This window comes from Caballeronia sp. EK, assembly GCF_014384845.1.
GTDB lineage: Bacteria > Pseudomonadota > Gammaproteobacteria > Burkholderiales > Burkholderiaceae > Caballeronia > Caballeronia jiangsuensis.
This window is the reverse complement of sequence record NZ_JACSUE010000007.1, coordinates 574,290-593,167: the sequence shown is the minus strand read 5'-3', so window position 1 is coordinate 593,167 and position 18,878 is coordinate 574,290. Positions and strand designations below refer to the sequence as shown.

Here is an 18,878-nt window from a genome sequence, read left to right as displayed (position 1 = left end):
CTCCCGGTTCGTTTTTGCATGACACGCGCTCAAGCCAGCGAAGCGCGCCCCAGTTCGATATATCGGGCGAGATGATGATCTTCATCGCCCAGTTGATGATCGATCATCACGAGCCGCTTCGCGTAATGCGCGAGCGGCAACTCCCACGTCATGCCGATCCCGCCATGCATCTGAATCGACTCTTCCGCGACACGCGCGCCGATGCGCCCGATCGAATACTTCGCCGCCGACAAGGCGCGTTCACGCGCGACGCCCGATTCACCGACCGCCGCCGCCGCATTGATCGCCGCCGAGCGCGCCTGCTCGATTTCGAGCAGGACATCGGCCATGCGATGCTGCAGCGCCTGAAACGCGCCGATGGGCGCGCCGAACTGCTTACGCGTGCGCAGATATTCGAGCGTGTGCTCCTTCGCGACATCCATCGCGCCGACCGCTTCCGACACGAGCGCGACGAGTCCATAGCCGAGCGCATGCGTGAGCACGGCGTAGCCATCGCCTTCCGTGCCGACGAGCGCATCGGCTTCGAGTCTGACGTTATCGAGCGACACCTCCGCGGCCCGTCCGCCATCGATCTTGCGATAGCCGCGCACATCGACGCCCGCTGCATCGCGCGGCACCACGAAGAGCGAAATGCCCGCTTCGTCATGATCGCCGCCCGATGTGCGCGCCGACACGAGCAACACATCCGCATGCTCGCCCTGCTGCACGACGCCCTTCGCGCCGTTCAGCAACCAGCCGTCGCCGAGCCGCGTGGCGCGTGTGCTCACGCGTGCACGTTCGTAATGCGAGCCGGGTTCGTCGTGCGCGAATGCCGCGATCGTCGCGCCTTCGATCATCTTCGCGATGATCCCGCGCTGCATATCGCTGCCGGCATATGCGAGCGCACGTCCGACGATCAGCGCATCGAGAAACGGTTCGACGACGAGCCCTCGCCCGAGCGCTTCGAACACGACGCTCACATCGAAGCCATCGCCGCCGAACCCGCCGGCCGCTTCATCGAAGAACGCGCCAATGATGCCGAGCTCGCAGAACCGCAGCCACATATCGCGGCTATATCCTTCTTCGGAACGCGCGATCTTGTCTCGCGCATCGAACCGATATTGCTCGGCGACGAAGCGGTTCAGCGAATCCGCGAGCATCCGCCGGTCTTCCGTGTGCTGGAAATTCATCGTGCGACTCCTTTAAAGCCCGAGCATCATCTTCGAGATGATGTTCTTCTGTATTTCGTTGGAGCCGCCGAAGATCGACAGCTTGCGATTGTTGAAGTACTGCGCCGCCGCGTTGGACGCCTCGTCGTCGCATTCGTCTTCGATGAATTGCTGCGCATACGGACCCATCGCGCGACGCATCAGCGACGAGATCTCCTGACGGATTTCGGTGCCGCGAATCTTGAGCATCGAGCTTTCTGCGCCCGGCACGCCGCCGCCCGCAACCGCCGCGAGCACGCGCAGATTCGTCGTCTTCATGTTCTCCAGATCGATCTCGACACGCGCAAGCCGCGCGGCGAACAAGGGATCGTCGATGAGCGCGCGGCCATTGCCTTGCAGCTTGCTCGCCGCCGCCTTGAGCCGGCCCAGCGCCGCCACCGAGAAGCCCACGCCCGCGATGTTCGTGCGCTCGTACGTCAGCAGATACTTCGCATAGGTCCAGCCCTTGTTCTCCTCGCCGACGAGATTGGCGGCAGGCACGCGCACATCGGTGAAGAACACTTCATTGACTTCGTGCTCGCCATCGAGCGTGATGATCGGACGCACTTCGACGCCCGGCGTGTTCATGTCGATCAACAGGAAACTGATGCCCTCCTGCTTGCGCACATCCTGCGCCGTGCGCACGAGGCAGAAGATCATGTTCGCGTAGTGCGCGAGCGTGGTCCACGTCTTCTGGCCATTGACGATGTAATACGTCTCGCCGTTCTCGATCGTGCGCACGGCTGTCGTGCGCACCGATGCCAGATCCGAGCCCGCGCCCGGTTCCGAATAACCCTGACACCACCAGTCGGAGCCATCGAGAATGCGCGGCAGCCAGTGACGCTTTTGCGCTTCGCTGCCGTACTTGATGAGCACCGGCCCGAGCATGTTCACGCCGAAGGGCACGATACGCGGCGCGCCCGCAATCGCGCATTCGTTCTCGAAGATGAACTTCTGTATCGCGGTCCAGCCGGGTCCGCCGTATTCCTTCGGCCAGTGATTCGCGAGCCAGCCCTTCGCGTTGAGAATGCCGTGCCATTGCGCCATGTCGCCGCGCGTGAGGCGCTTGCCGGTATGCACTTTTTGCGCGATGCCTTCCGGCAAGGACGTGCGCAGGAAGTCCAGCACTTCGGTGCGAAACGCCTCTTCTTCTGCGGTGAATTTCAGATCCATGACTGCGGTTCCATGAAGAGTTTGACGAAGCCCACGGCTCAGGCTGTCTGATTGATGCTCGCGAAGTTCCTGCCGCGCGCGACCAGATCGACGATCAATGGCGACGCGCGCCAGAAGAGCGGATCTTCCTTCGCGAATTCGCGGATATCGTTGAGGACAGTGTCGAGGCCGACGCTATCGGCGTAATGCATCGGGCCGCCGCGATAACGCGGAAAGCCGAAGCCGTGCATCAACGTGGCATCGACATCAAGCGGACGCTGCGCGATACCTTCATGCACGATATTCGCGCCTTCGTTGATCATCGCGGCCATGTAGCGGCGCACGATCTGCTCGTCGTCGAACGTGCGCGGCTCGACGCCCGCACGCACGCGCTCGGCATCGATGATCGCTTCGACTTCCGTATCCGGCGTGCCGGTACGCGCGCCGTCTTCATAGCGATAGAAGCCGCGTCCCGTCTTCTGGCCGAACCAGCCGCGCTCGCATAGCTCATCGCCGATGCGCACATAACGCGCGTTCGGATCGCGCGTCGCGGCGCGGCGCTTGCGCGCGGCCCAGCCGATATCGCCGCCCGCGAGATCGATGACCTGATACGGTCCCATCGGAAAGCCGAAGTCGCGCACAGCCTTGTCGATCCGATACGGCGACGCGCCGTCTTCCATCAGATGATCCGCTGCCGCGCGATACACCGCGAGCATGCGATTGCCGATGAAGCCGTCGCACACGCCCGCGCGCACCGCGACCTTCCTGAGCTTCTTCGCAAGCTCGAAACCCGTCGCGACGACATCGGCGGCGACACGCGCGGGCACGACCACTTCGAGCAGCTTCATGATGTTCGCGGGCGAGAAGAAATGCAGACCGAGCACGTCTTGCGGACGCGAGATGCTCGCCGCGATGTCGTCGATGTCGAGATAGGACGTGTTGGTCGCGAGCACCGCGCCGGGCTTGCATACGCGATCGAGTTCTGCGAACACGGCCTTCTTCACGGCCATGTCCTCGAACACGGCTTCGATGACGAGATCGGCATCGGCGAGCGCATCGTAGGTCGTGTCGCCATTGAAGCGCTGCAGCGCGCTCGCCTTCGTTTCGGGCGTCATGCGGCCTTTCGCGATCAGGCCGTCGTAGACCTTTTCGACATGCGCGCGGCCGCGTTCGAGCGATGCGTCGTCGCGTTCGATCATCGTCACCGAAAGACCCGCATCCAGCAGCGCCACCGCGATGCCCGCGCCCATCGTCCCGCCGCCGATCACGCCGACTACGCGAATCGCGCGCGGTTTCGCGTCGCGCGTTTCGGGCGACTTCTGCGCCTCGCGCTCGGCGAAGAAGGCGTGCACGAGTCCGCCGCGCTGCGGACTCTCGCGGCATTCGAGGAAGCGCTCGCGCTCGAAGCGCAGGCCTTCGTCGAACGGCAGATTCAAGGCCGCTTCCACGCATTCGACGATCTTCAGCGGCGACAGCAACCCCCGCGATTTCTTCTGCGTGTCGGTGCGCGCGGCGGCGATCGCGGCGGCGCTGGCTTCCTTGTCCGCGAGACCGCGCGCGTTCTTCGTGCGGCGCGGCGCGGCCTGCGTCGCGAGCAGTTCGTGCGTGTAGGCGAGGCCTTCGGCGAAGACGTCATCGCTCTGGCCGACGCGATCGACGAGACCGAGGCGCAGCGCTTCCTGCGCGCCGGCATGACGGCCGCTCAGCATCAGCGACAACGCCGCCTGCGCGCCGATCAGACGCGCCGAGCGCTGCGTGCCGCCCGCGCCGGGCAGAAGGCCCAGTTGCACTTCGGGCAGACCGAGCTTCGCGCCCTCGACGGCGATCCGGTAATGCGACGCCAGCGCGACCTCCAGCCCGCCGCCGAGCGCCGCGCCGTGAATCGCCGCGACGACCGGCTTGCTGCAAGCCTCGATGCGATTGCACACCTCGGGCAGCGAGGGCGGCACCGCGGGCTTGCCGAACTCGCGGATATCCGCGCCGGCGATGAAGTTGCGGCCCGCGCCCACGATCAGCACCGCGCGCACGGCGGCGTTCGCATCGGCGGTTTCGATCGCATCGATGAGGCCGCGCCGCACGTCGGCATTGAGCGCGTTAACGGGCGCGTGATCGATCGTCACGACGAGGACGCTGCCACGCAAGGCGTGCTGGACAGCTGCGGTTTCGGGCGCGCTCGAAAGCGTCATGGATGGCGACTCCGGTTGAGTATGTGCAAGCATTCTCGCGGGGACAAGCTTCCTTGACAATTACAGCGGCCATTGACAGACTGTCAAATCGCATTTGACAATCGGACGTACCGTGGACGTCAACGAACTCACGCTGCTGGTCGAAATCCTCGATGCGGGCAACCTCAGCGAAGCGGCGCGCCGCCTGAAAATGAGCCGCGCCAATGTCAGCTATCACCTGAATCAGCTTGAAAAGTCGGTCGGCCTGCAGCTCGTGCGGCGGACTACGCGCCGTGTCGAGCCGACCGAACTCGGCCTCGAACTCTACGAGCATGGCCGGTCAATCAGGAACGCGCTGCTCGCGGCGCAGGAATCGGTGTCGACGTTGGGGCAAAGGCTGCAGGGACGCGTGCGGCTATCGGTGCCGAGCGGCTACGGGCAGCTTGTGATGTCGGAGTGGCTGATCGCGTTCAAGCGCGAGTATCCGGATATCGTGCTCGACGTGATGTTCGAGAATCGCGTCGAGGATCTGCTGCGCGATGAAGTCGATATCGCTGTGCGCGTGATGCCAGAGCCGCCGCCGAGTCTCGTCGCGCGCGACATGGGGCCGGTGCGTTACGTCGCGTGCGCATCGTCCGGTTATGCCGATGCGCACGGCATGCCGACGCGGCTCGAAGAACTCGGCGTCGTGCCGGTGATCACCGCGTCGGTGGTCGGCAAGCAGACGCGCGTGGCCGCCTATCTCGACGACGAGCGTCACGAAGTGCTGCTGGAGCCGAGCGTGATCTCGGAGAACTTTCTGTTTCTGCGCGATGCGATTCTCGCGGGTCTGGGCGTCGGGATCGTGCCGGATTACGTCGTGGCGGACGACATGCGGCGCGGCGAGGTCGTCACCGCGCTCGATGAATGGCGGCTCAGCATCTTCGGCACGCATATGTACATGCTGTATATGCCGAACCGGCATCATACGCGCGCGACGCTGGCGTTTATCGAGTTCATGCTGGATCGGTCGCGGAAGGCGGGACGCGGACGGCTTCTTCCAGGCACGCACTAACCGAAACGTGCGCGGTCAATAGCCACCGAAAAGTCGGTCTCGCGCATCAGCGATCAGGCCGCGGAATTCGGCAAGCGAACCGATCCTCTTGCCAAGCGCGCCGGCCGGGATGGCTGCCATTGCCGGCGTGTCCAGAAAACAATCTTCACCGTCGATCACGAAGCTCGGGAGCAGATCGGATGGTGTACCTGAATAGCCCAGGACTTTCGAGCGTCGTAGAGGAATCACCACGCGAGTGGGCAGGCTCCCGACATGATCGCTTTGCAAGTCGACCACGTAAGGCGTGCTTTTCCGCGAATCTTCGTTGGGATTGATGTAAAGGTCAAAACGGGCCATTTAAAACGTCCGATACTTCGCCAGAGGCAGGCCTTCGCGTTCTACCATCACGGTATACGCCTTGACGAGTTCGGCATTCTGTTCTGCCCACTGGCGGGCCTCAACTTCCTGAACCTCTTCACGCAACCCTCTCTCGCTCGCGCGGGAAACATTGACGTTCAGTTCCTTCGCACGCTCCAACAAATCCGAGGGTAGCGAAACATTGGTCGGCTTGCGCGAGACCTTTAAGCCCTTCTCAGGCTGGCTTGCCGAGGCAAGCTCGGTGCGCGCTGCGAGTGCGCGAATCATGTTCATCTCCTATGCGCATAGACTATGTGCATAGTATCTCACACTGCTTGCTGCGGCGTCACCCATGCCGCCCCCGCTCCGCGAACCATATCGCCACCGACATCAACCCAATCCCCGCCATCTGCACGCCGCTCAGACGCTCGTCGAAAACCATCCAGTCGATGACGATCGCCACCGCTGGATAGACGAACTGAAACACCGCGATGCGCGCGGTATCGAGCCGCGCCATGCCGATATACATCAGCGTGTACGCGAGGCCCGTGTGGATCAGCCCGAGGCCCGCCAGCCAAGCCCACGACATGCCCCACGCGGGCCAGCCATGCTGCATCGGCCAGACCCACAGCAGCATCGTGCCGACACCGCACTGCCACCACGCGAGAATGCCGGCGGGCATGTCGCGCAGACGTTTCGCGATGATCGTCACGCACGCCATGCACAGCGAGCCCGCCAGACACGCGGCAACGCCCAGCCAGTATCCCGGCTGCAGCGCGCCGCCCGCCGCATGCTCGACGATGCCCGTCGCCAGCACGAGCCCGCACATCGCAAGCGAAACCGCAGCGACGCGCAGCCCGCCGATCGCTTCTTTCAGCCACAACGCGGCGAATAAAAGTACCCACATCGGCTGCACATGGAACAGCACAATCGCGACGCCCGCCGATATCCGCTCGACCGCGCCGAAGAACAAGGCCCAGCTCAGGACCATCAGCATGCTGGCCGCCAGCACCCACGGGCCGTTGGCTCGCGTGAGAAGCAGAGCGCGCGTTTGCCGCCGAGCGATCACCCAGACGCTCATGCCCAACAGCCCGAATGCGCAGCGAAACCACGTCGCGGTCAGCGGATCGGCGTTTGCTTCGTGCAGAAACACGCCGATCGTGCCGAGCAGCGCGCAGCCGGCGATGAACGGCCACGCGCCTGCCGTGCGTCGAGCCTCGCCCTGCGCAACGAAAGATGATGAGTTCGTGTTCATGACCGCAGTGTGTGCCGCGACGCATCGAACGAAAAGCGCATAATTCGAACTTCATCCATTCGATTTTCGAAAGCGACCTGAAGCCGATGAAACATCACGATCTGCAAACGGACTGGCTCAAGTGCTTCGTCGCCGTCGTCGACGCGGGGTCGCTGTCGAGCGCGGCCAGTGAAGTGCATCGCTCGCAATCGGCGGTGAGCATGCAGTTGAAGAAGCTCGAAAGTGCGCTTGGGCTGCGGCTAGTCGAGCGCGGCTCGCGCACGCTCGCACTGACTCACGACGGACAGACATTGCTCGGATATGCGCGACGCATCCTCGATCTGCACGCGGAAGCTCAGGTCGCGCTGCAGGGCGAGCAACTCACCGGCCGCGTGCGGCTCGGCGTGCCCGACGACTACGCGGCAAAATATCTGACGCCCGTGCTCAAACGCTTTGCGCCGCGCCACAGCGGCGTCGAAATCGAGCTGATCTGCGAACAATCGACGTCGCTCATTCCGCGTGTCGCGAATGGCGAGCTCGACATCGCGCTCGTGTCACGCGACCACGGCCGGCGTGGCACGTCGCTTTTTCATGAGCCGATGGTCTGGGTCGGCGCCGCGCAGTTCGAGTTATGGCGGCGCGATCCTTTGCCGATCGCCGTCTACGAAAGCACGAGCCTCGCGCGGCGCAGTGCGATTCATTCGCTCGCGCAACAGGGACGCAGATATAAGGTGGTCTATAACAGTTCGAGTCTCGCCGGGCAGATCGCCGCCGTCGAAAGCGGCCTGGCCGTGGCGGCGCTGACGCAATGCAGCGCGCCGGAACATTTGCGGATTCTGGGCCGCGAAGAAGGTCTCGGGCCGCTCGAACCGATGGAAGTCGCCGTGTACCGCAGCCGCGATTCGCGCGGCTCCAAAGCCGTCGATAGTCTGCACAGCCTGCTCGTGAAGACGCTGCGGCAATCCGCGTCAGTCTGAGCGATGCCGATGTGACGCGATCCCCTCGATCTCGACGAGCAGATCGCTGCGGCAGATATCGACGTTCAGATAGCGAACGCTCGCGTCCGGATGAAACGTGGCCTGCGCCAGTTTCATCACGCGCGGCAAATCCGCCGCATGCCGGTAGTACACCTTGATCTGGTCGAGTTCGCGCAGCGTATAGCCGCCACGCGAACCCTGCGCTTGCAGATTCTCCGAGCCGATCAGGTGCGCGATATTGCCGGTCGCCACGCTCCACTGCTTGTCGAGATCGCCTTCGTGCACGGTCTCGTGTCCGAGAATGCTGGCCGTGCCGGATACGAAGAGCGTGTCGCGCAATTGCGTGCCGCGCGCGAAGCTCGGCGATTTCGGACCGTAACGCTGCGGATACTCGTACGCGGGCGTCTGGCGCGAGTTCTCGATATGGCGTATCGGACTTTCGCGGCACGCCAGAAAATAGAAGCCGACGCCATCGCCCCATGTACCGATGCCCGTCGCCGCCGGCATGCCCGACGCGTGAGCATAGTCCTGCTCGAATGCGACAGCGCGCCCACGGCAGAAATCGCGATACACCTCAAGCCCTTCCTGATTCGCGCCGTTGATGTGCGGAATGAAGTTCCACATGCGGAAAATCTTCGGGAACTTCAGTTCGCCAACGAGCGCGAACGCATGGCCATAGGTTTGACGCGTGGCTTCGGTGTAGCGGTCGGAAACGGGGATGAAACCCGCGCAAAACAGGAACTCGTCGTCGTGCGCGAAGACGAGATCGTTGAAGCTGCCGCTGCGGATCGGTCCGGCGCTCGTCCAGATTTCGGCGAAGCCGTCGCGCGCGTCGTCGCACATCCCGAGGTGCAGCGTGGGCACGCCGTTCTCGATGCACGGCGCGCCGCTCGCATCACTGAAGACGATGCGAGCGAGCAAGTCCTCGCCGCATGGGGCGTCGATAGCGATGAAGCGGGACTCGATCGTCGCGGTCATCGATTATTCATCGGCCTGATCGCCGAACAGGTCCGCAGTCGCGACCCGATCCTGCAAGGGCGGCAACGCGCCGCTGCGCACCTGTTCGAGGACGGCCGGCGGCAGCCAGGTTTCTTCCATGGCGCTGATGCCGTTCTCGATCATCTGCTGGAGGAAGAACGATTGCTTGCGCCCCGTCACTTCCGCCAAGAGTCGCAGCCGTTGCTCGAATTGTGGATCGACCCGCACTGCGACCACCTTCAGCTTGTTTTCGGCGGTCCTTCTCACTGCATGCTCCTGTCACGTTCGTGCGCGCCGCAAGCGGGCGCGCGCATGCGGTGCTTATACCACAGCTCATCTACGGCACGACCGTGCGCGGCGCTGAAGCACGTGCGTGCTACCATCGAAACGGCGTATCGCTCGCGTCCGACAAGACCCGCGCACGCCTTACACAGCGTCATGAACGAATCAGAAGAACACTCCGGACTCGGCACCGCAGAGCCGTTGCCTTCCCTTCCTCCGCTCGACTTTCGCGCCGCGCGCAGGCGGCTCTTCGCCGCGCTCATCGCGTCCATCGTCATCCCGTTCGCGTTTTTCTGCCTGTACGGCTACTACACCTATGAACGCGCGCTCAGCGAAACGGGCCAGTCGCTCGAACGGCTGGTGCGCATCATCGACGAAAAAGCGAACACGGTGCTCAGCATCAACCGCGAGTTGATTGCGCGCATCGACGAGATGCTCGGCAATGGCGACGAGGACTTCATCGCGCGCAGTCAGCCCGAACTGCACGACAAGCTCGCGCATCTCGCACAGAGCCACGCGCAGATCGCCGCGCTGTCCGTGCTCGACAGTCACGGCAGGCTCATTCTCAGCAGCCGCTTTTTTCCGGCGCCGAACGTGTCCATCGCCGATCGCGCCGATTTCATCGCGACGCGCGACACGCGTTCGACGTTCCACGTCTCCATGCCCGAGCGCGGGCGCGTGAAGAACACCGACATCATCAATACGCTGAGCGCGCGCTTCGCGAACGACGGGCGCTTTCTCGGCGAGATTTCGATCTCCGTGCGGCGCGATTATCTGATCGGCTTCTATCGCGAACTCGCCGCGCGCGATCCCGCGCTCACGCTCGCGCTGCATCGCGACGACGGCGCCGTGCTCGCGCGTTATCCGCCTGCGTCCGTGCCCAATCCGCCCGATCGCCATCTCGTGCTCGCCGACGCATTCGCGCAAGGCAAGCCAACGGGCCTCATGCGTTACCTGTCGCCGCTCGACGACGACGAAAAGCTCGCCGCCTGGCGGCGCGTCGGCGACTATCCGGTCTATGCCGCCGCGGGCTTCTCCATCCACGACATACGGCTCGCATGGTGGCGGCGGGATGTATCGATTGCATCGATTGGGCTGATTCCGTGCATCGCGCTGTGGGTGCTGATCGGCTTCTCGCTGCGCCGCCTCAAGGCCGAAGAAGCGGCGTGGCATAACTGGCGCGGCGAACTCGCGCTGCGCCGCTCGGCCATCGCCGCGACGAGGCGATTGCAGCGCATGGGCGCGCTCGGCACGCTGGTTGCGAATGTCGCGCACGACTTCAATAATCTGCTGATGGTCGTCACGGCCAACATGGAGATGGCGCGGCGCAAGGGCTTCAATGACCTCGAAAAAGAAGTCAGCGCGGTGGAGCGCGCATCGACCAATGCGCAATCGCTCGCGCGTCGTCTTCTGAGCGTCGCGCGCCGTCAGCCGTTGCAGATGCAGGTCATACGGCTCGATCGCTGGATGGCGGAATCGGAGCCGCTCGTACGCGCGTCCGTGGGCGACAAGGTGACGCTCGGCACGCGTGTATCGGATGCGACGTGGCCCGTGCGCGTCGATGCGACCGAACTGACATCGGCGCTCATCAACATCGCCGTGAATGCGAAAGACGCGATGCCCAATGGCGGCGATTTTCAGATCGCATGCAGCAACGTGCGCTATGCGGAAGCGCACGACGGTCTCGGCGCCGGCGATTATGTCGTGATCTCGTGCAGGGACAGCGGCATGGGCATGCGGCCCGATGTCGCGAGGCAGGCGTTCGAGCCGCTTTTCACGACCAAGGGCGCGGGCGCCGGCACGGGGCTCGGCCTCGCGCAAGTGCTGGCGATGGCCGAACAGGCGGGCGGCACCGCGCGCGCGAATTCGGCGTGGGGCTTCGGCACGACCATCGATATTTATTTGCCGCACTGGACCGGCGAAGCCGAAGCGCTCGCAGAGGCGCCGCCTGTCGAGGCCATCGAACACACCGCGCTTTCGTCCACCGTGCTCCTCGTGGAAGACAACGAGGAAGTCGCGGCCGGACTATGCGCCGTGCTCGACGTGCTCGGCTGGCAGACGCGTCACGCAGCGTCCGGCGATGCCGCGAAGCAGATGCTCGAAGCGGGAAACGCGTTCGATCTCGTGCTCTCCGACATTCAGATGCCCGGTAATTACGACGGCATCAAGCTCGCGGAATGGATCAAGACGACGCGCCCGACGCAGCCGGTCACGCTGATGACGGGCTACGCCGATCAGCTCGACGAGGCGCGCCGCACGGGCTTTGCGATTCTCGCGAAGCCTTTCAATATCGACGATCTTCAGCGGCTGCTCAACGGTCTCTCGATGCGCGCCGCGAAGTGAGTTCGATCAACGCGTTTCGCGCCACGCGCCGAATTGCGCGATATCTTCGAGCGACAGGCGCGCACGCGGCGCGAGCTCACGCTCGGCCAACGATGCAGGCAGCGCGCGGGCGTCGCCATGATGCGCAATGGAAATCACCGAGAGCGCCGTGAAGCGCTCCGGGATATCGAACGTTTGTTTGAGGCCGTTCGCGTCGAATCCGCCCATCGCGTGTGCGGCGAGTCCCTGCGCGTGCGCCTGAAGCAAGAGCGCCATCGCGGCCGCGCCCGCATCGTAGGCTGCGCTCGCGTTGATCTCGCCTTTCGCGTTCAGCGTGTCCGCGAGCACCGCGATCAGCACTTGCGCATTCGCATTCCATGATCGATTGAACGGCACGAGCAATTCGAATGCGCGCGCGAAGGCATCGGCATCCTGCGCCTTCTCGAACACGACGAAGCGCCAGGGCTGCACGTTATACGCCGACGGCGCCCAGCGCGCCGCTTCCAGCAACGCGACCACCTGCGCATGCGCGACGGCGCGATCCGCATAAGCGCGCGGGCTCCATCGTCCCGCGATCAGCGGATGAATGGCGATATCGGTAGGAGCGGGTCGATGTGTCATGAATGAATCGAATAATAATTTAGTCATAAAACGCGATGACGCGCGCCCGGATGCGTTTCGTTGAGACGCGGCCCGCGCCCGGCAAAGAGCTTTTCGCGCAACGTGCCCTCGGCATACGCGGTGCGATAACGTCCGCGACTCTGCAATTCCGGCACCACGAGATCGACGAACGATTGCAGGCTTTCCGGCATCACGAGCCTTCGCAGATTGAAGCCATCGACGCCGGTTTCATCGGCCCACGCGATCAGTTGATCCGCGACCTCGCGTGGATCGCCGACGATGAACGGCCCGCGCCCGCCGATCTGATCGAAGCGCGTCATGTCGCGCGGCGTGATCGGACGGCCCGCGCGTTTCGTGAGATTCTCGACCGTCGATTGCAGCGCGTTGCTCTTCACATAGCGAATCGGCTCGTCGATGCCGAGCGCCGCGAAGTCGATGCCCGTCCATCCCGAGACAAGCGTGAGCTGCCCGAGCACATCGACGTATTCCGCGTATTCGGCGTGCAGTTCGCGCGCCTCCTTCGACGTGCGCGCGACGACCACTGTCGCGCCGAGATACAGCAGGATGTCGTCGGCGGCGCGGCCGGCATCGAGCGCATGTTGACGGATATCGCGCGCGGCCTGCGCGACGATCGCGGGCGTCTGTCCTTCGAGGAACACGCATTCGGCATGCTTGCCCGCGAACGCCTTGCCACGTCCCGACGCGCCCGCCTGATACAGCACCGGCGTGCGCTGCGGCGACGGATCGGCGAGATTGAAGCCATCGACTCGGTAATACGGCCCTTCGTGCCGCACACGGCGAATGCGCGACGGATCGGTGTACTGACCCGTGCGCCTGTCACGCACGACGGCGCCATCGGCCCAGCTTCCTTCCCATAGCTTGTACACGGCTTCCAGAAAGTCCTCGCCCGCCGCATAACGTTCATCGTGCTCGCGCGCCGTATCGAGGCCCATGCCGCGCGCCGCGCTCTCCAGATAACCGGTGACGACGTTCCACCCCGCGCGCCCGCCGGTCAGATGATCGAGCGTGGAAAAGCGCCGCGCGAACTGATACGGATGCTCATACGTGAGGTTCGCCGTCACGCCGAAGCCGAGATGTTTCGTCGCGTACGCCATTGCGGGCACGGTCAGCATCGGATCATGCGATGGCGATTGCGCCGCGGAATGGTGCGTCGCATCGGTGTTGCCGCCGTAGACATCGTAGATGCCGAAGACATCGGCGAGAAACACGCCGTCAAAGAGACCGCGCTCGGCGGTCTGCGCGAGATCGACCCAGTAAGCGAGCGTGTTGTGCTCCGTCGAGCGGTCTCGCGGATGCCGCCAGAAGCCCGCCCACGAATGCGCAGGCGCGTTCATGTGAAACGCGTTGAAGTGGATGTGCCTGCTCATGTGCGCAATGCGTCGCCGGATATGCCGAAGAAAAATCATAAGAGCGATGTCCTTCGGCACAAACCAATTTACGCTGCTAAGCAAATGAATACGTTTCGCACATACGCAGCTATTCAAAGCATCGAATCGTTCGAAAGCATCGCTGAAAAGATCGGTTTGTGACGACTGTGCGCGCGACGAAGATAAGTTTCTTTTCTCTGACGTCGAGGCGCGCACATCATGAGTTCGACTTTCGAAGATCGCGTCTATTGGGTGACGGGCGCATTCGGCGCATTGGGCGCGGCCACGGTAAAGCGTCTCGCGGATGCGGGCGCGCACGTGATCGCGTCGTCACGCAACGTCGATACGGAACGCTTCGCCGATGCGCCGCGCGTCGTGCCGCTTTCCGTCGATGTCGCCGACGATCACAGCGTGCGTTCCGCGTTCTCGCATATCGAAGAGCGCTTCGGTCGTCTCGACGGGCTCGTCACGAGCACGAATGTCGCCGCGTTCGGCGACTTTCTCGATCTCACCGATGACGACTGGCAACGCGTCATCGACGCCAAGCTGCTCGGCTCCGTGCGTCCGATCCGCGCCGCGCTGCCACGCTTCATCGAACAGGGACGCGGCGCGATCGTCGCGATCAGCGGACGTGGCGGCATCGCGCCGCCGCCGAATCACTTTCCCGGTTCGAGCGTGAATGCGGCGCTCGATCTGCTCGTGCAAGGGCTCGGACGCAAATACGGACCGCAGGGCGTGCGCGTGAACGCGGTCGCGCCCGGTCCGATCCGCTCGCCGCGCTTCGATGCGATGGCGACCGCGCAAGCAGGCGACGAGCTCACGCGCCTCACCGCGCTCGACGGCCCCGGAACGCCCGAGGACGTCGCGGCGGCGGTCGCCTATCTGCTTTCCGACGACGCGCGCTTCGTCACCGGCACGCGGCTTTATGTCGACGGCGGCGGGCCGCCCTACGCCTGATGCCATCTTCCTGACTACGCACAAAGGATTCATCGCCCATGCCTCGCTTCGTTTCTCCCGCGCAATTGCGCACGCTCATCGCTCAACGTTCCGAACTCGCCGTGCTCGACGTGCGCGAGGAAGGCGTGTCGGCAAGAAGGCGTCTTTTCTATTCGTCGGTCGCGCCGGTCGGCCGGCTCGGGCTCTTGATCGAACGGCTCGTGCCACGGCGCGGCACGCCTGTCGTTCTCGTCGATACGAACGGCGAGCACACGCCGCGCGCCGCCGCGCTGCTCGCGCGCTGGGGCTATACGGATGTGTCGATACTCGAAGGCGGCGTCGATGGCTGGGCGAACGCAGGCTATGAAGTCTTCAGCGGCACCAACGTGCCCGGCAAGGCGTTCGGCGAAGTGATCGAACACGAACTCCATACGCCGAACATCGACGCGGAAACACTGAAGGCGCGCCAGGACGCGGGCGACGATCTCGTCGTGCTCGACTCGCGTCCCTTCGGCGAATTCAACACGATGAACATTCCGGGCGGCATCGACTGCGCGGGCGCGGAGCTCGTCTATCGCGCGCTCGCGGCAGCGCCTTCGCCGGAGACGCTGATCGTCGTGAATTGCGCGGGCCGCACGCGCAGCATTCTCGGCGCGCAATCGCTCATCAACGCGGGCGTGCCGAATCCGGTCGCGGCGCTGACGGGCGGCTCGATGTCGTGGCTGCTCGCGGGTCTCGAACTCGAACATGGAGAGATCCGCACCGCGCCGCGTCCCGACGCCGACACGCTCGCCGCCGCACGCGAGCTTGCGATCGCGGCCGCGCGCAAGGCCGACGTGCCGATCATCAATCGCGAGACGCTCGCCACGCTGGAGCGCGAAAAGGGCGAACGCACGCTGTATCGCTTCGACGTGCGCGATCCGCTCGAATACGAAGCGGGTCATCCGTCGGGCTGGCGTTCGGCACCGGGCGGCCAGCTCGTGCAGGCGACCGACGAATACATCGGCACATTGCACGCGCGCGTGGTGCTGCGCGACGACGATGGCGTGCGCGCGCGCATGACTGCGTCGTGGCTCAGGCAACTCGGCTATCTCGACGTGCGCGTGCTCGACGACGATGCAAGCGCCGCGCTAAGCGCCGATGCGTTCGAAGCCGGTCCCGAGCCGCTCGCCGTGCGTCCGCATGGCGCGCGCACGCGCTGGATCGAGGCGGATCAGTTGCGCAAGTCGATCGAAGAAGGCGCGGCGCAAGCGATCGACATCGACAACAGTCTCGCTTTCAGGCGCGGCCACGTGACCGGGGCGCGCTTCGTCGCGGCGAGCGAACTGCTCGCGCATCTCGACGACTTCCCGAACGACAAGCAAGTCGTGCTGACTTCGGACGATGGCGTGCTCGCGGGTCTGGTCGCCGCCGAGCTTGCGCGCGAAAAGCCGCACATCGCCGCGCTGATCGGCGGCACGCGTCGCTGGAGCGCGCTCGGGCTGCCGCTCGAATCGGGCGACAACAACAACCTCACCGGCGACGACGACGCCTGGTACAGCCCGTATCACGCCGCGCCGGATCGCGTCGCCGGGCAGATGAACGCGTACCTCGAATGGGAACTGCAGCTCGTCGCGCAACTGGAGCGCGACGCGATCGCATCGATCGACGTGCTCGACTTCGAGACCGCGACTGCGGCGCGCAGCCACGAGCGTTTGAGCGCGCTGAAGGAGAGCGCCCTGTGACGCCTGCGTTCGACGGCACCACGAGCCCCGCCGACATCCCCGGAAGCCCGCTGCACGCGGCGTTTCAGCAGCCGCTGATGCTCGGCCTCTTCCTGCCGATCCAGAACGGCGGCTGGTCCATCTCGACCTTGCCGCGCGGCACCGACTGGCGCTTCGATTACAACGCGCGTCTCACGCAAAAGGCCGAGGCGCTCGGCTTCGATCTCGTGTTCGGCCTCGCGCAATGGCTCGGCAAGAACGGGCATGGCGGCACGCTCAAGTATCGCGAGCAATCGCTCGATGCGTTCATCGCGACGAGCGCGCTCGCCGCGATCACCGAGCGCATCGTGCTCATCTCGACGGTGCATGCGCTCTATGGTCCGTGGCATCCGCTGCATCTCGCGAAGTTCGGCGCAACGCTCGATCATATTTCCAACGGGCGCTGGGGCATCAATCTCGTGACCGGACATGTGGCGAGCGAATGGGCGATGTTCGGCCAGCCGATGATCGAACACGACGAGCGCTATGTGCGCGCGGCGGAATTCGTCGGTGTGCTCGACACGCTCTGGCGCAGCGACGCGAACCTTCATATCAGGACGAAGCACTGGCAATTGAACGATGCGTTCGTGAGCCCGCGCCCGCGCTTTCATCGGCCCGTGCTGGTGAACGCGACGGGCTCGGCGGCGGGCATCGATTACGCTGTGCGGCATTCGGATCTCATCTTCATCACGAGCCCCGCGGGCGCGGATTTCAACGACGCCATCGGCGCATTGCCCGCGCATACCGCGACGATTCGCGAAGGCGCGCAACGCGTGAACCGGCGCGTGCGCACATTGATCAATCCGACCATCGTGTGCCGGCCGACCGAGCGCGAGGCGCGCGCGTATCACGATGCGATCGTCGCCCATGCCGACGAAGGCGCGCTCGATGGCTTCGTCGGCATGCACGGACGCAGCGATGCGAAGGCGTGGGCGAAGCACAAGCGCGAGCAACGCATTCTCGGCGGCAATCTGCATCTCATCGGTTCGCCCGAACAGATCGTCGAGCAATTGCTCGCATTGAAGCATGCCGGATGCGACGGCGTGCAGCTCACCTTCTTCGACTTCGAACCCGATCTCGCGTATTTCGGCGACGCCGTATTGCCGCTGCTCGTCGAGGCGGGCTTGCGCATTCCGGCTTCCGCTCATCAACCGCATCTTCATACGACATCATGAGCCACACGCGACAACTGCATCTGAACACCAACGTCACCGGTGTCGGACGTCATCCCGCAGGATGGCGCACGCTCGACAATCCACGCTCGATCATCGATCTGAGCTTCTTCAAGGAGATCGCCGCGATCGCCGAGCGCGGCAAGCTCGATGCCGTGTTTCTCTCCGATCTGCTCGCGCTGCGCAATCACGCCGAAGGACCGTCGCAGGCGCTGGAACCGACCGTGCTGCTGACCGCGCTCGCGGGCGCGACGACGCATATCGGCCTGATCGGCACGGCATCGACGACATTCAACGATCCGTTCAATCTCGCGCGGCGCTTTGCATCGGTCGATCATTTGAGCGGCGGGCGCATCGCCTTCAATGCGGTCACGACCTACGATGCCGCCGCCGCCGCGAACTTCAGCCACGACGTGCCGCTCACGACCGAGGAACGCTATGCGCGCGCGCAGGAGTTCGTCGAAGTGGTGACGAAGCTGTGGGATAGCTGGGAAGACGAAGCGGTTATCGCCGATCAGAAGGCGGGCCGTTATGCCGATCCATCCCGCGTGCATGCGATCGAACATCGCGGGACTTACTTCTCGGTGCGCGGGCCGCTCACCGTGCCGCGCAGTCCGCAAGGGCGGCCCGTGCTCGTGCAGGCGGGCTCGTCGGAAGGAGGCCGTGCGCTTGCTGCGCGCTTCGCCGATGCCGTGTTCACCGCGCAGACGACCTTGCCCACGGCGCAGGCGTTCTATGCCGAGATGAAGGAGCGCGTGCGGGTGCATGGACGCAATCCCGATCACTTCCTGCTGTTGCCCGGCTTGTATCCGGTGATCGGCGGCACGGAGCGCGAAGCGCGCGAGCGCAAGGCCGAGCTGGATGCCCTGCTCGATACCGATCGTGAAGTCGCGCGTCTTGCGGGCGCGCTCGGCCTCGCGCCGGATGATCTGCATATCGATGCGCCTTTGCCTTTTGAACTCATCGCGAAGGTGAAACGTCCGGATCTCTCCCGTGGCTTCATCGATTCGACTGTTGCGCTCGCGAAGAGCGAAAGCCTCACGGTGCGCGGTCTGCTGGATCGCAACCCGGGAGCGCACCGGATCATCGTCGGCACGCCGGAGCAGATCGCCGACGATATCGCGCTCTGGTTCAACGAGCGCGGCGCGGATGGCTTCAATCTCAACGCGGACGTGTTTCCTTCCGGACTCGCGGCGTTCGTCGATCATGTCGTGCCGTTGTTGCAGAAGAAAGGCATTTTCCGGCGCGATTACGAAGGCACGACCTTGCGCGAGCATCTGGGCTTGCCACGGCCGGAGAGTCAATATGCGCGTGCGGCGCGGGCGGCGTGAC

At 64.3% G+C, this 18,878-nt stretch carries 18 protein-coding genes; 8 read left to right on the top strand and 10 right to left on the bottom strand.

Annotation, left to right across the window (positions count from 1 at the left end):
* Positions 1–29 precede the first annotated feature (29 nt).
* Genes IAG25_RS24115 through IAG25_RS24105 form a run of 3 tightly spaced genes read right to left on the bottom strand, consistent with a single transcriptional unit; the run spans position 30 to position 4,525 of the window.
* Entirely contained in the window at positions 30–1,169 is a 1,140-nt protein-coding gene (locus tag IAG25_RS24115; RefSeq protein WP_187607077.1) for an acyl-CoA dehydrogenase family protein, read from the bottom strand.
* A gap of 12 nt (positions 1,170–1,181) precedes the next feature.
* Positions 1,182–2,360: an acyl-CoA dehydrogenase family protein gene (locus IAG25_RS24110; protein WP_187607076.1), complete on the bottom strand. Its 1,179-nt coding sequence runs from the start codon at positions 2,358–2,360 to the stop codon at positions 1,182–1,184.
* A 38-nt stretch (positions 2,361–2,398) separates the two neighbouring features.
* Entirely contained in the window at positions 2,399–4,525 is a 2,127-nt protein-coding gene (locus IAG25_RS24105) for a 3-hydroxyacyl-CoA dehydrogenase NAD-binding domain-containing protein (protein WP_187607075.1), read from the bottom strand.
* A 112-nt stretch (positions 4,526–4,637) separates the two neighbouring features.
* Between IAG25_RS24105 and IAG25_RS24100 the strand changes: the two genes are divergently transcribed.
* Positions 4,638–5,558 carry a LysR family transcriptional regulator gene (locus tag IAG25_RS24100; protein WP_187607074.1) on the top strand — a complete coding sequence of 307 codons (921 nt, stop codon included), beginning with the start codon at positions 4,638–4,640 and terminating at the stop codon, positions 5,556–5,558.
* Between the two features lie 15 nt (positions 5,559–5,573).
* On the opposite strand, the gene IAG25_RS24095 is transcribed toward IAG25_RS24100, so the two are convergent.
* The 3 genes from IAG25_RS24095 to IAG25_RS24085 are packed head-to-tail and all read right to left on the bottom strand — an operon-like array spanning position 5,574 to position 7,149.
* The gene (locus IAG25_RS24095; protein ID WP_187607073.1) at positions 5,574–5,894 is read right to left on the bottom strand and encodes a CcdB family protein; all 321 of its coding nucleotides are present in this window, start codon (positions 5,892–5,894) and stop codon (positions 5,574–5,576) included.
* Positions 5,895–6,182 carry a type II toxin-antitoxin system CcdA family antitoxin gene (locus IAG25_RS24090; protein ID WP_187607072.1) on the bottom strand — a complete coding sequence of 96 codons (288 nt, stop codon included), beginning with the start codon at positions 6,180–6,182 and terminating at the stop codon, positions 5,895–5,897. It abuts the gene before it with no gap.
* A gap of 58 nt (positions 6,183–6,240) precedes the next feature.
* Entirely contained in the window at positions 6,241–7,149 is a 909-nt protein-coding gene (locus tag IAG25_RS24085) for a DMT family transporter (protein WP_187607071.1), read from the bottom strand.
* A gap of 86 nt (positions 7,150–7,235) precedes the next feature.
* Between IAG25_RS24085 and IAG25_RS24080 the strand changes: the two genes are divergently transcribed.
* Positions 7,236–8,105, top strand: coding sequence for a LysR family transcriptional regulator (locus IAG25_RS24080; RefSeq protein WP_187607070.1), 870 nt, complete (start codon positions 7,236–7,238; stop codon positions 8,103–8,105).
* Here the strand turns inward: IAG25_RS24080 and IAG25_RS24075 are convergent.
* Both IAG25_RS24075 and IAG25_RS24070 read right to left on the bottom strand, forming a co-directional pair.
* A complete protein-coding gene (locus IAG25_RS24075; RefSeq protein WP_187607069.1) occupies positions 8,097–9,083 on the bottom strand; it encodes an FkbO/Hyg5 family chorismatase in 987 nt (328 codons plus the stop codon). The two genes, IAG25_RS24080 and IAG25_RS24075, sit on opposite strands and share 9 nt — an antisense overlap.
* A gap of 3 nt (positions 9,084–9,086) precedes the next feature.
* Positions 9,087–9,350 (bottom strand): hypothetical protein, encoded by a 264-nt coding sequence (locus IAG25_RS24070; protein WP_035510257.1) that lies wholly within the window; start codon positions 9,348–9,350, stop codon positions 9,087–9,089.
* A 171-nt stretch (positions 9,351–9,521) separates the two neighbouring features.
* On the opposite strand from IAG25_RS24070, the gene IAG25_RS24065 reads away from it, so the two are divergent.
* Positions 9,522–11,708, top strand: a complete 2,187-nt coding sequence (locus IAG25_RS24065; RefSeq protein WP_255503881.1) for a hybrid sensor histidine kinase/response regulator — start codon at positions 9,522–9,524, stop codon at positions 11,706–11,708.
* Positions 11,709–11,714: 6 nt separating this feature from the next.
* Here the strand turns inward: IAG25_RS24065 and IAG25_RS24060 are convergent, their stop codons facing one another.
* Both IAG25_RS24060 and IAG25_RS24055 read right to left on the bottom strand, forming a co-directional pair.
* Positions 11,715–12,308 carry a nitroreductase family protein gene (locus tag IAG25_RS24060; protein ID WP_187607067.1) on the bottom strand — a complete coding sequence of 198 codons (594 nt, stop codon included), beginning with the start codon at positions 12,306–12,308 and terminating at the stop codon, positions 11,715–11,717.
* Positions 12,309–12,331: 23 nt separating this feature from the next.
* A complete protein-coding gene (locus IAG25_RS24055; protein WP_255503880.1) occupies positions 12,332–13,663 on the bottom strand; it encodes an LLM class flavin-dependent oxidoreductase in 1,332 nt (443 codons plus the stop codon).
* On the opposite strand from IAG25_RS24055, the gene IAG25_RS24050 reads away from it, so the two are divergent.
* Genes IAG25_RS24050 through IAG25_RS24030 form a run of 5 tightly spaced genes read left to right on the top strand, consistent with a single transcriptional unit; the run spans position 13,664 to position 18,877 of the window.
* A complete protein-coding gene (locus tag IAG25_RS24050; RefSeq protein WP_187607145.1) occupies positions 13,664–13,858 on the top strand; it encodes a hypothetical protein in 195 nt (64 codons plus the stop codon).
* A 57-nt stretch (positions 13,859–13,915) separates the two neighbouring features.
* On the top strand, positions 13,916–14,653 hold the full coding sequence (locus tag IAG25_RS24045) for an SDR family NAD(P)-dependent oxidoreductase (protein ID WP_187607065.1): 738 nt from the start codon (positions 13,916–13,918) through the stop codon (positions 14,651–14,653).
* A gap of 38 nt (positions 14,654–14,691) precedes the next feature.
* Positions 14,692–16,356: a rhodanese-like domain-containing protein gene (locus IAG25_RS24040; protein WP_187607064.1), complete on the top strand. Its 1,665-nt coding sequence runs from the start codon at positions 14,692–14,694 to the stop codon at positions 16,354–16,356.
* The gene (locus IAG25_RS24035) at positions 16,353–17,549 is read left to right on the top strand and encodes an LLM class flavin-dependent oxidoreductase (RefSeq protein WP_187607063.1); all 1,197 of its coding nucleotides are present in this window, start codon (positions 16,353–16,355) and stop codon (positions 17,547–17,549) included. Before IAG25_RS24040 ends, IAG25_RS24035 begins: the two co-directional genes overlap by 4 nt.
* On the top strand, positions 17,546–18,877 hold the full coding sequence (locus IAG25_RS24030) for an LLM class flavin-dependent oxidoreductase (RefSeq protein WP_187607062.1): 1,332 nt from the start codon (positions 17,546–17,548) through the stop codon (positions 18,875–18,877). The genes IAG25_RS24035 and IAG25_RS24030 overlap by 4 nt, the downstream gene beginning before the upstream one ends.
* Position 18,878 lies beyond the last annotated feature (1 nt).

Coding starts and splice junctions, on each gene's coding strand:
- IAG25_RS24040 (WP_187607064.1), top strand. CDS start 14,692: ATGCCTCGCTTCGTTTCTCCCGCGCAATTGCGCACGCTCATCGCTCAA.
- IAG25_RS24085 (WP_187607071.1), bottom strand. CDS start 7,149: ATGAACACGAACTCATCATCTTTCGTTGCGCAGGGCGAGGCTCGACGC.
- IAG25_RS24080 (WP_187607070.1), top strand. CDS start 7,236: ATGAAACATCACGATCTGCAAACGGACTGGCTCAAGTGCTTCGTCGCC.
- IAG25_RS24065 (WP_255503881.1), top strand. CDS start 9,522: ATGAACGAATCAGAAGAACACTCCGGACTCGGCACCGCAGAGCCGTTG.
- IAG25_RS24045 (WP_187607065.1), top strand. CDS start 13,916: ATGAGTTCGACTTTCGAAGATCGCGTCTATTGGGTGACGGGCGCATTC.
- IAG25_RS24090 (WP_187607072.1), bottom strand. CDS start 6,182: ATGATTCGCGCACTCGCAGCGCGCACCGAGCTTGCCTCGGCAAGCCAG.
- IAG25_RS24055 (WP_255503880.1), bottom strand. CDS start 13,663: ATGAACGCGCCTGCGCATTCGTGGGCGGGCTTCTGGCGGCATCCGCGA.
- IAG25_RS24110 (WP_187607076.1), bottom strand. CDS start 2,360: ATGGATCTGAAATTCACCGCAGAAGAAGAGGCGTTTCGCACCGAAGTG.
- IAG25_RS24075 (WP_187607069.1), bottom strand. CDS start 9,083: ATGACCGCGACGATCGAGTCCCGCTTCATCGCTATCGACGCCCCATGC.
- IAG25_RS24060 (WP_187607067.1), bottom strand. CDS start 12,308: ATGACACATCGACCCGCTCCTACCGATATCGCCATTCATCCGCTGATC.
- IAG25_RS24095 (WP_187607073.1), bottom strand. CDS start 5,894: ATGGCCCGTTTTGACCTTTACATCAATCCCAACGAAGATTCGCGGAAA.
- IAG25_RS24105 (WP_187607075.1), bottom strand. CDS start 4,525: ATGACGCTTTCGAGCGCGCCCGAAACCGCAGCTGTCCAGCACGCCTTG.
- IAG25_RS24030 (WP_187607062.1), top strand. CDS start 17,546: ATGAGCCACACGCGACAACTGCATCTGAACACCAACGTCACCGGTGTC.
- IAG25_RS24115 (WP_187607077.1), bottom strand. CDS start 1,169: ATGAATTTCCAGCACACGGAAGACCGGCGGATGCTCGCGGATTCGCTG.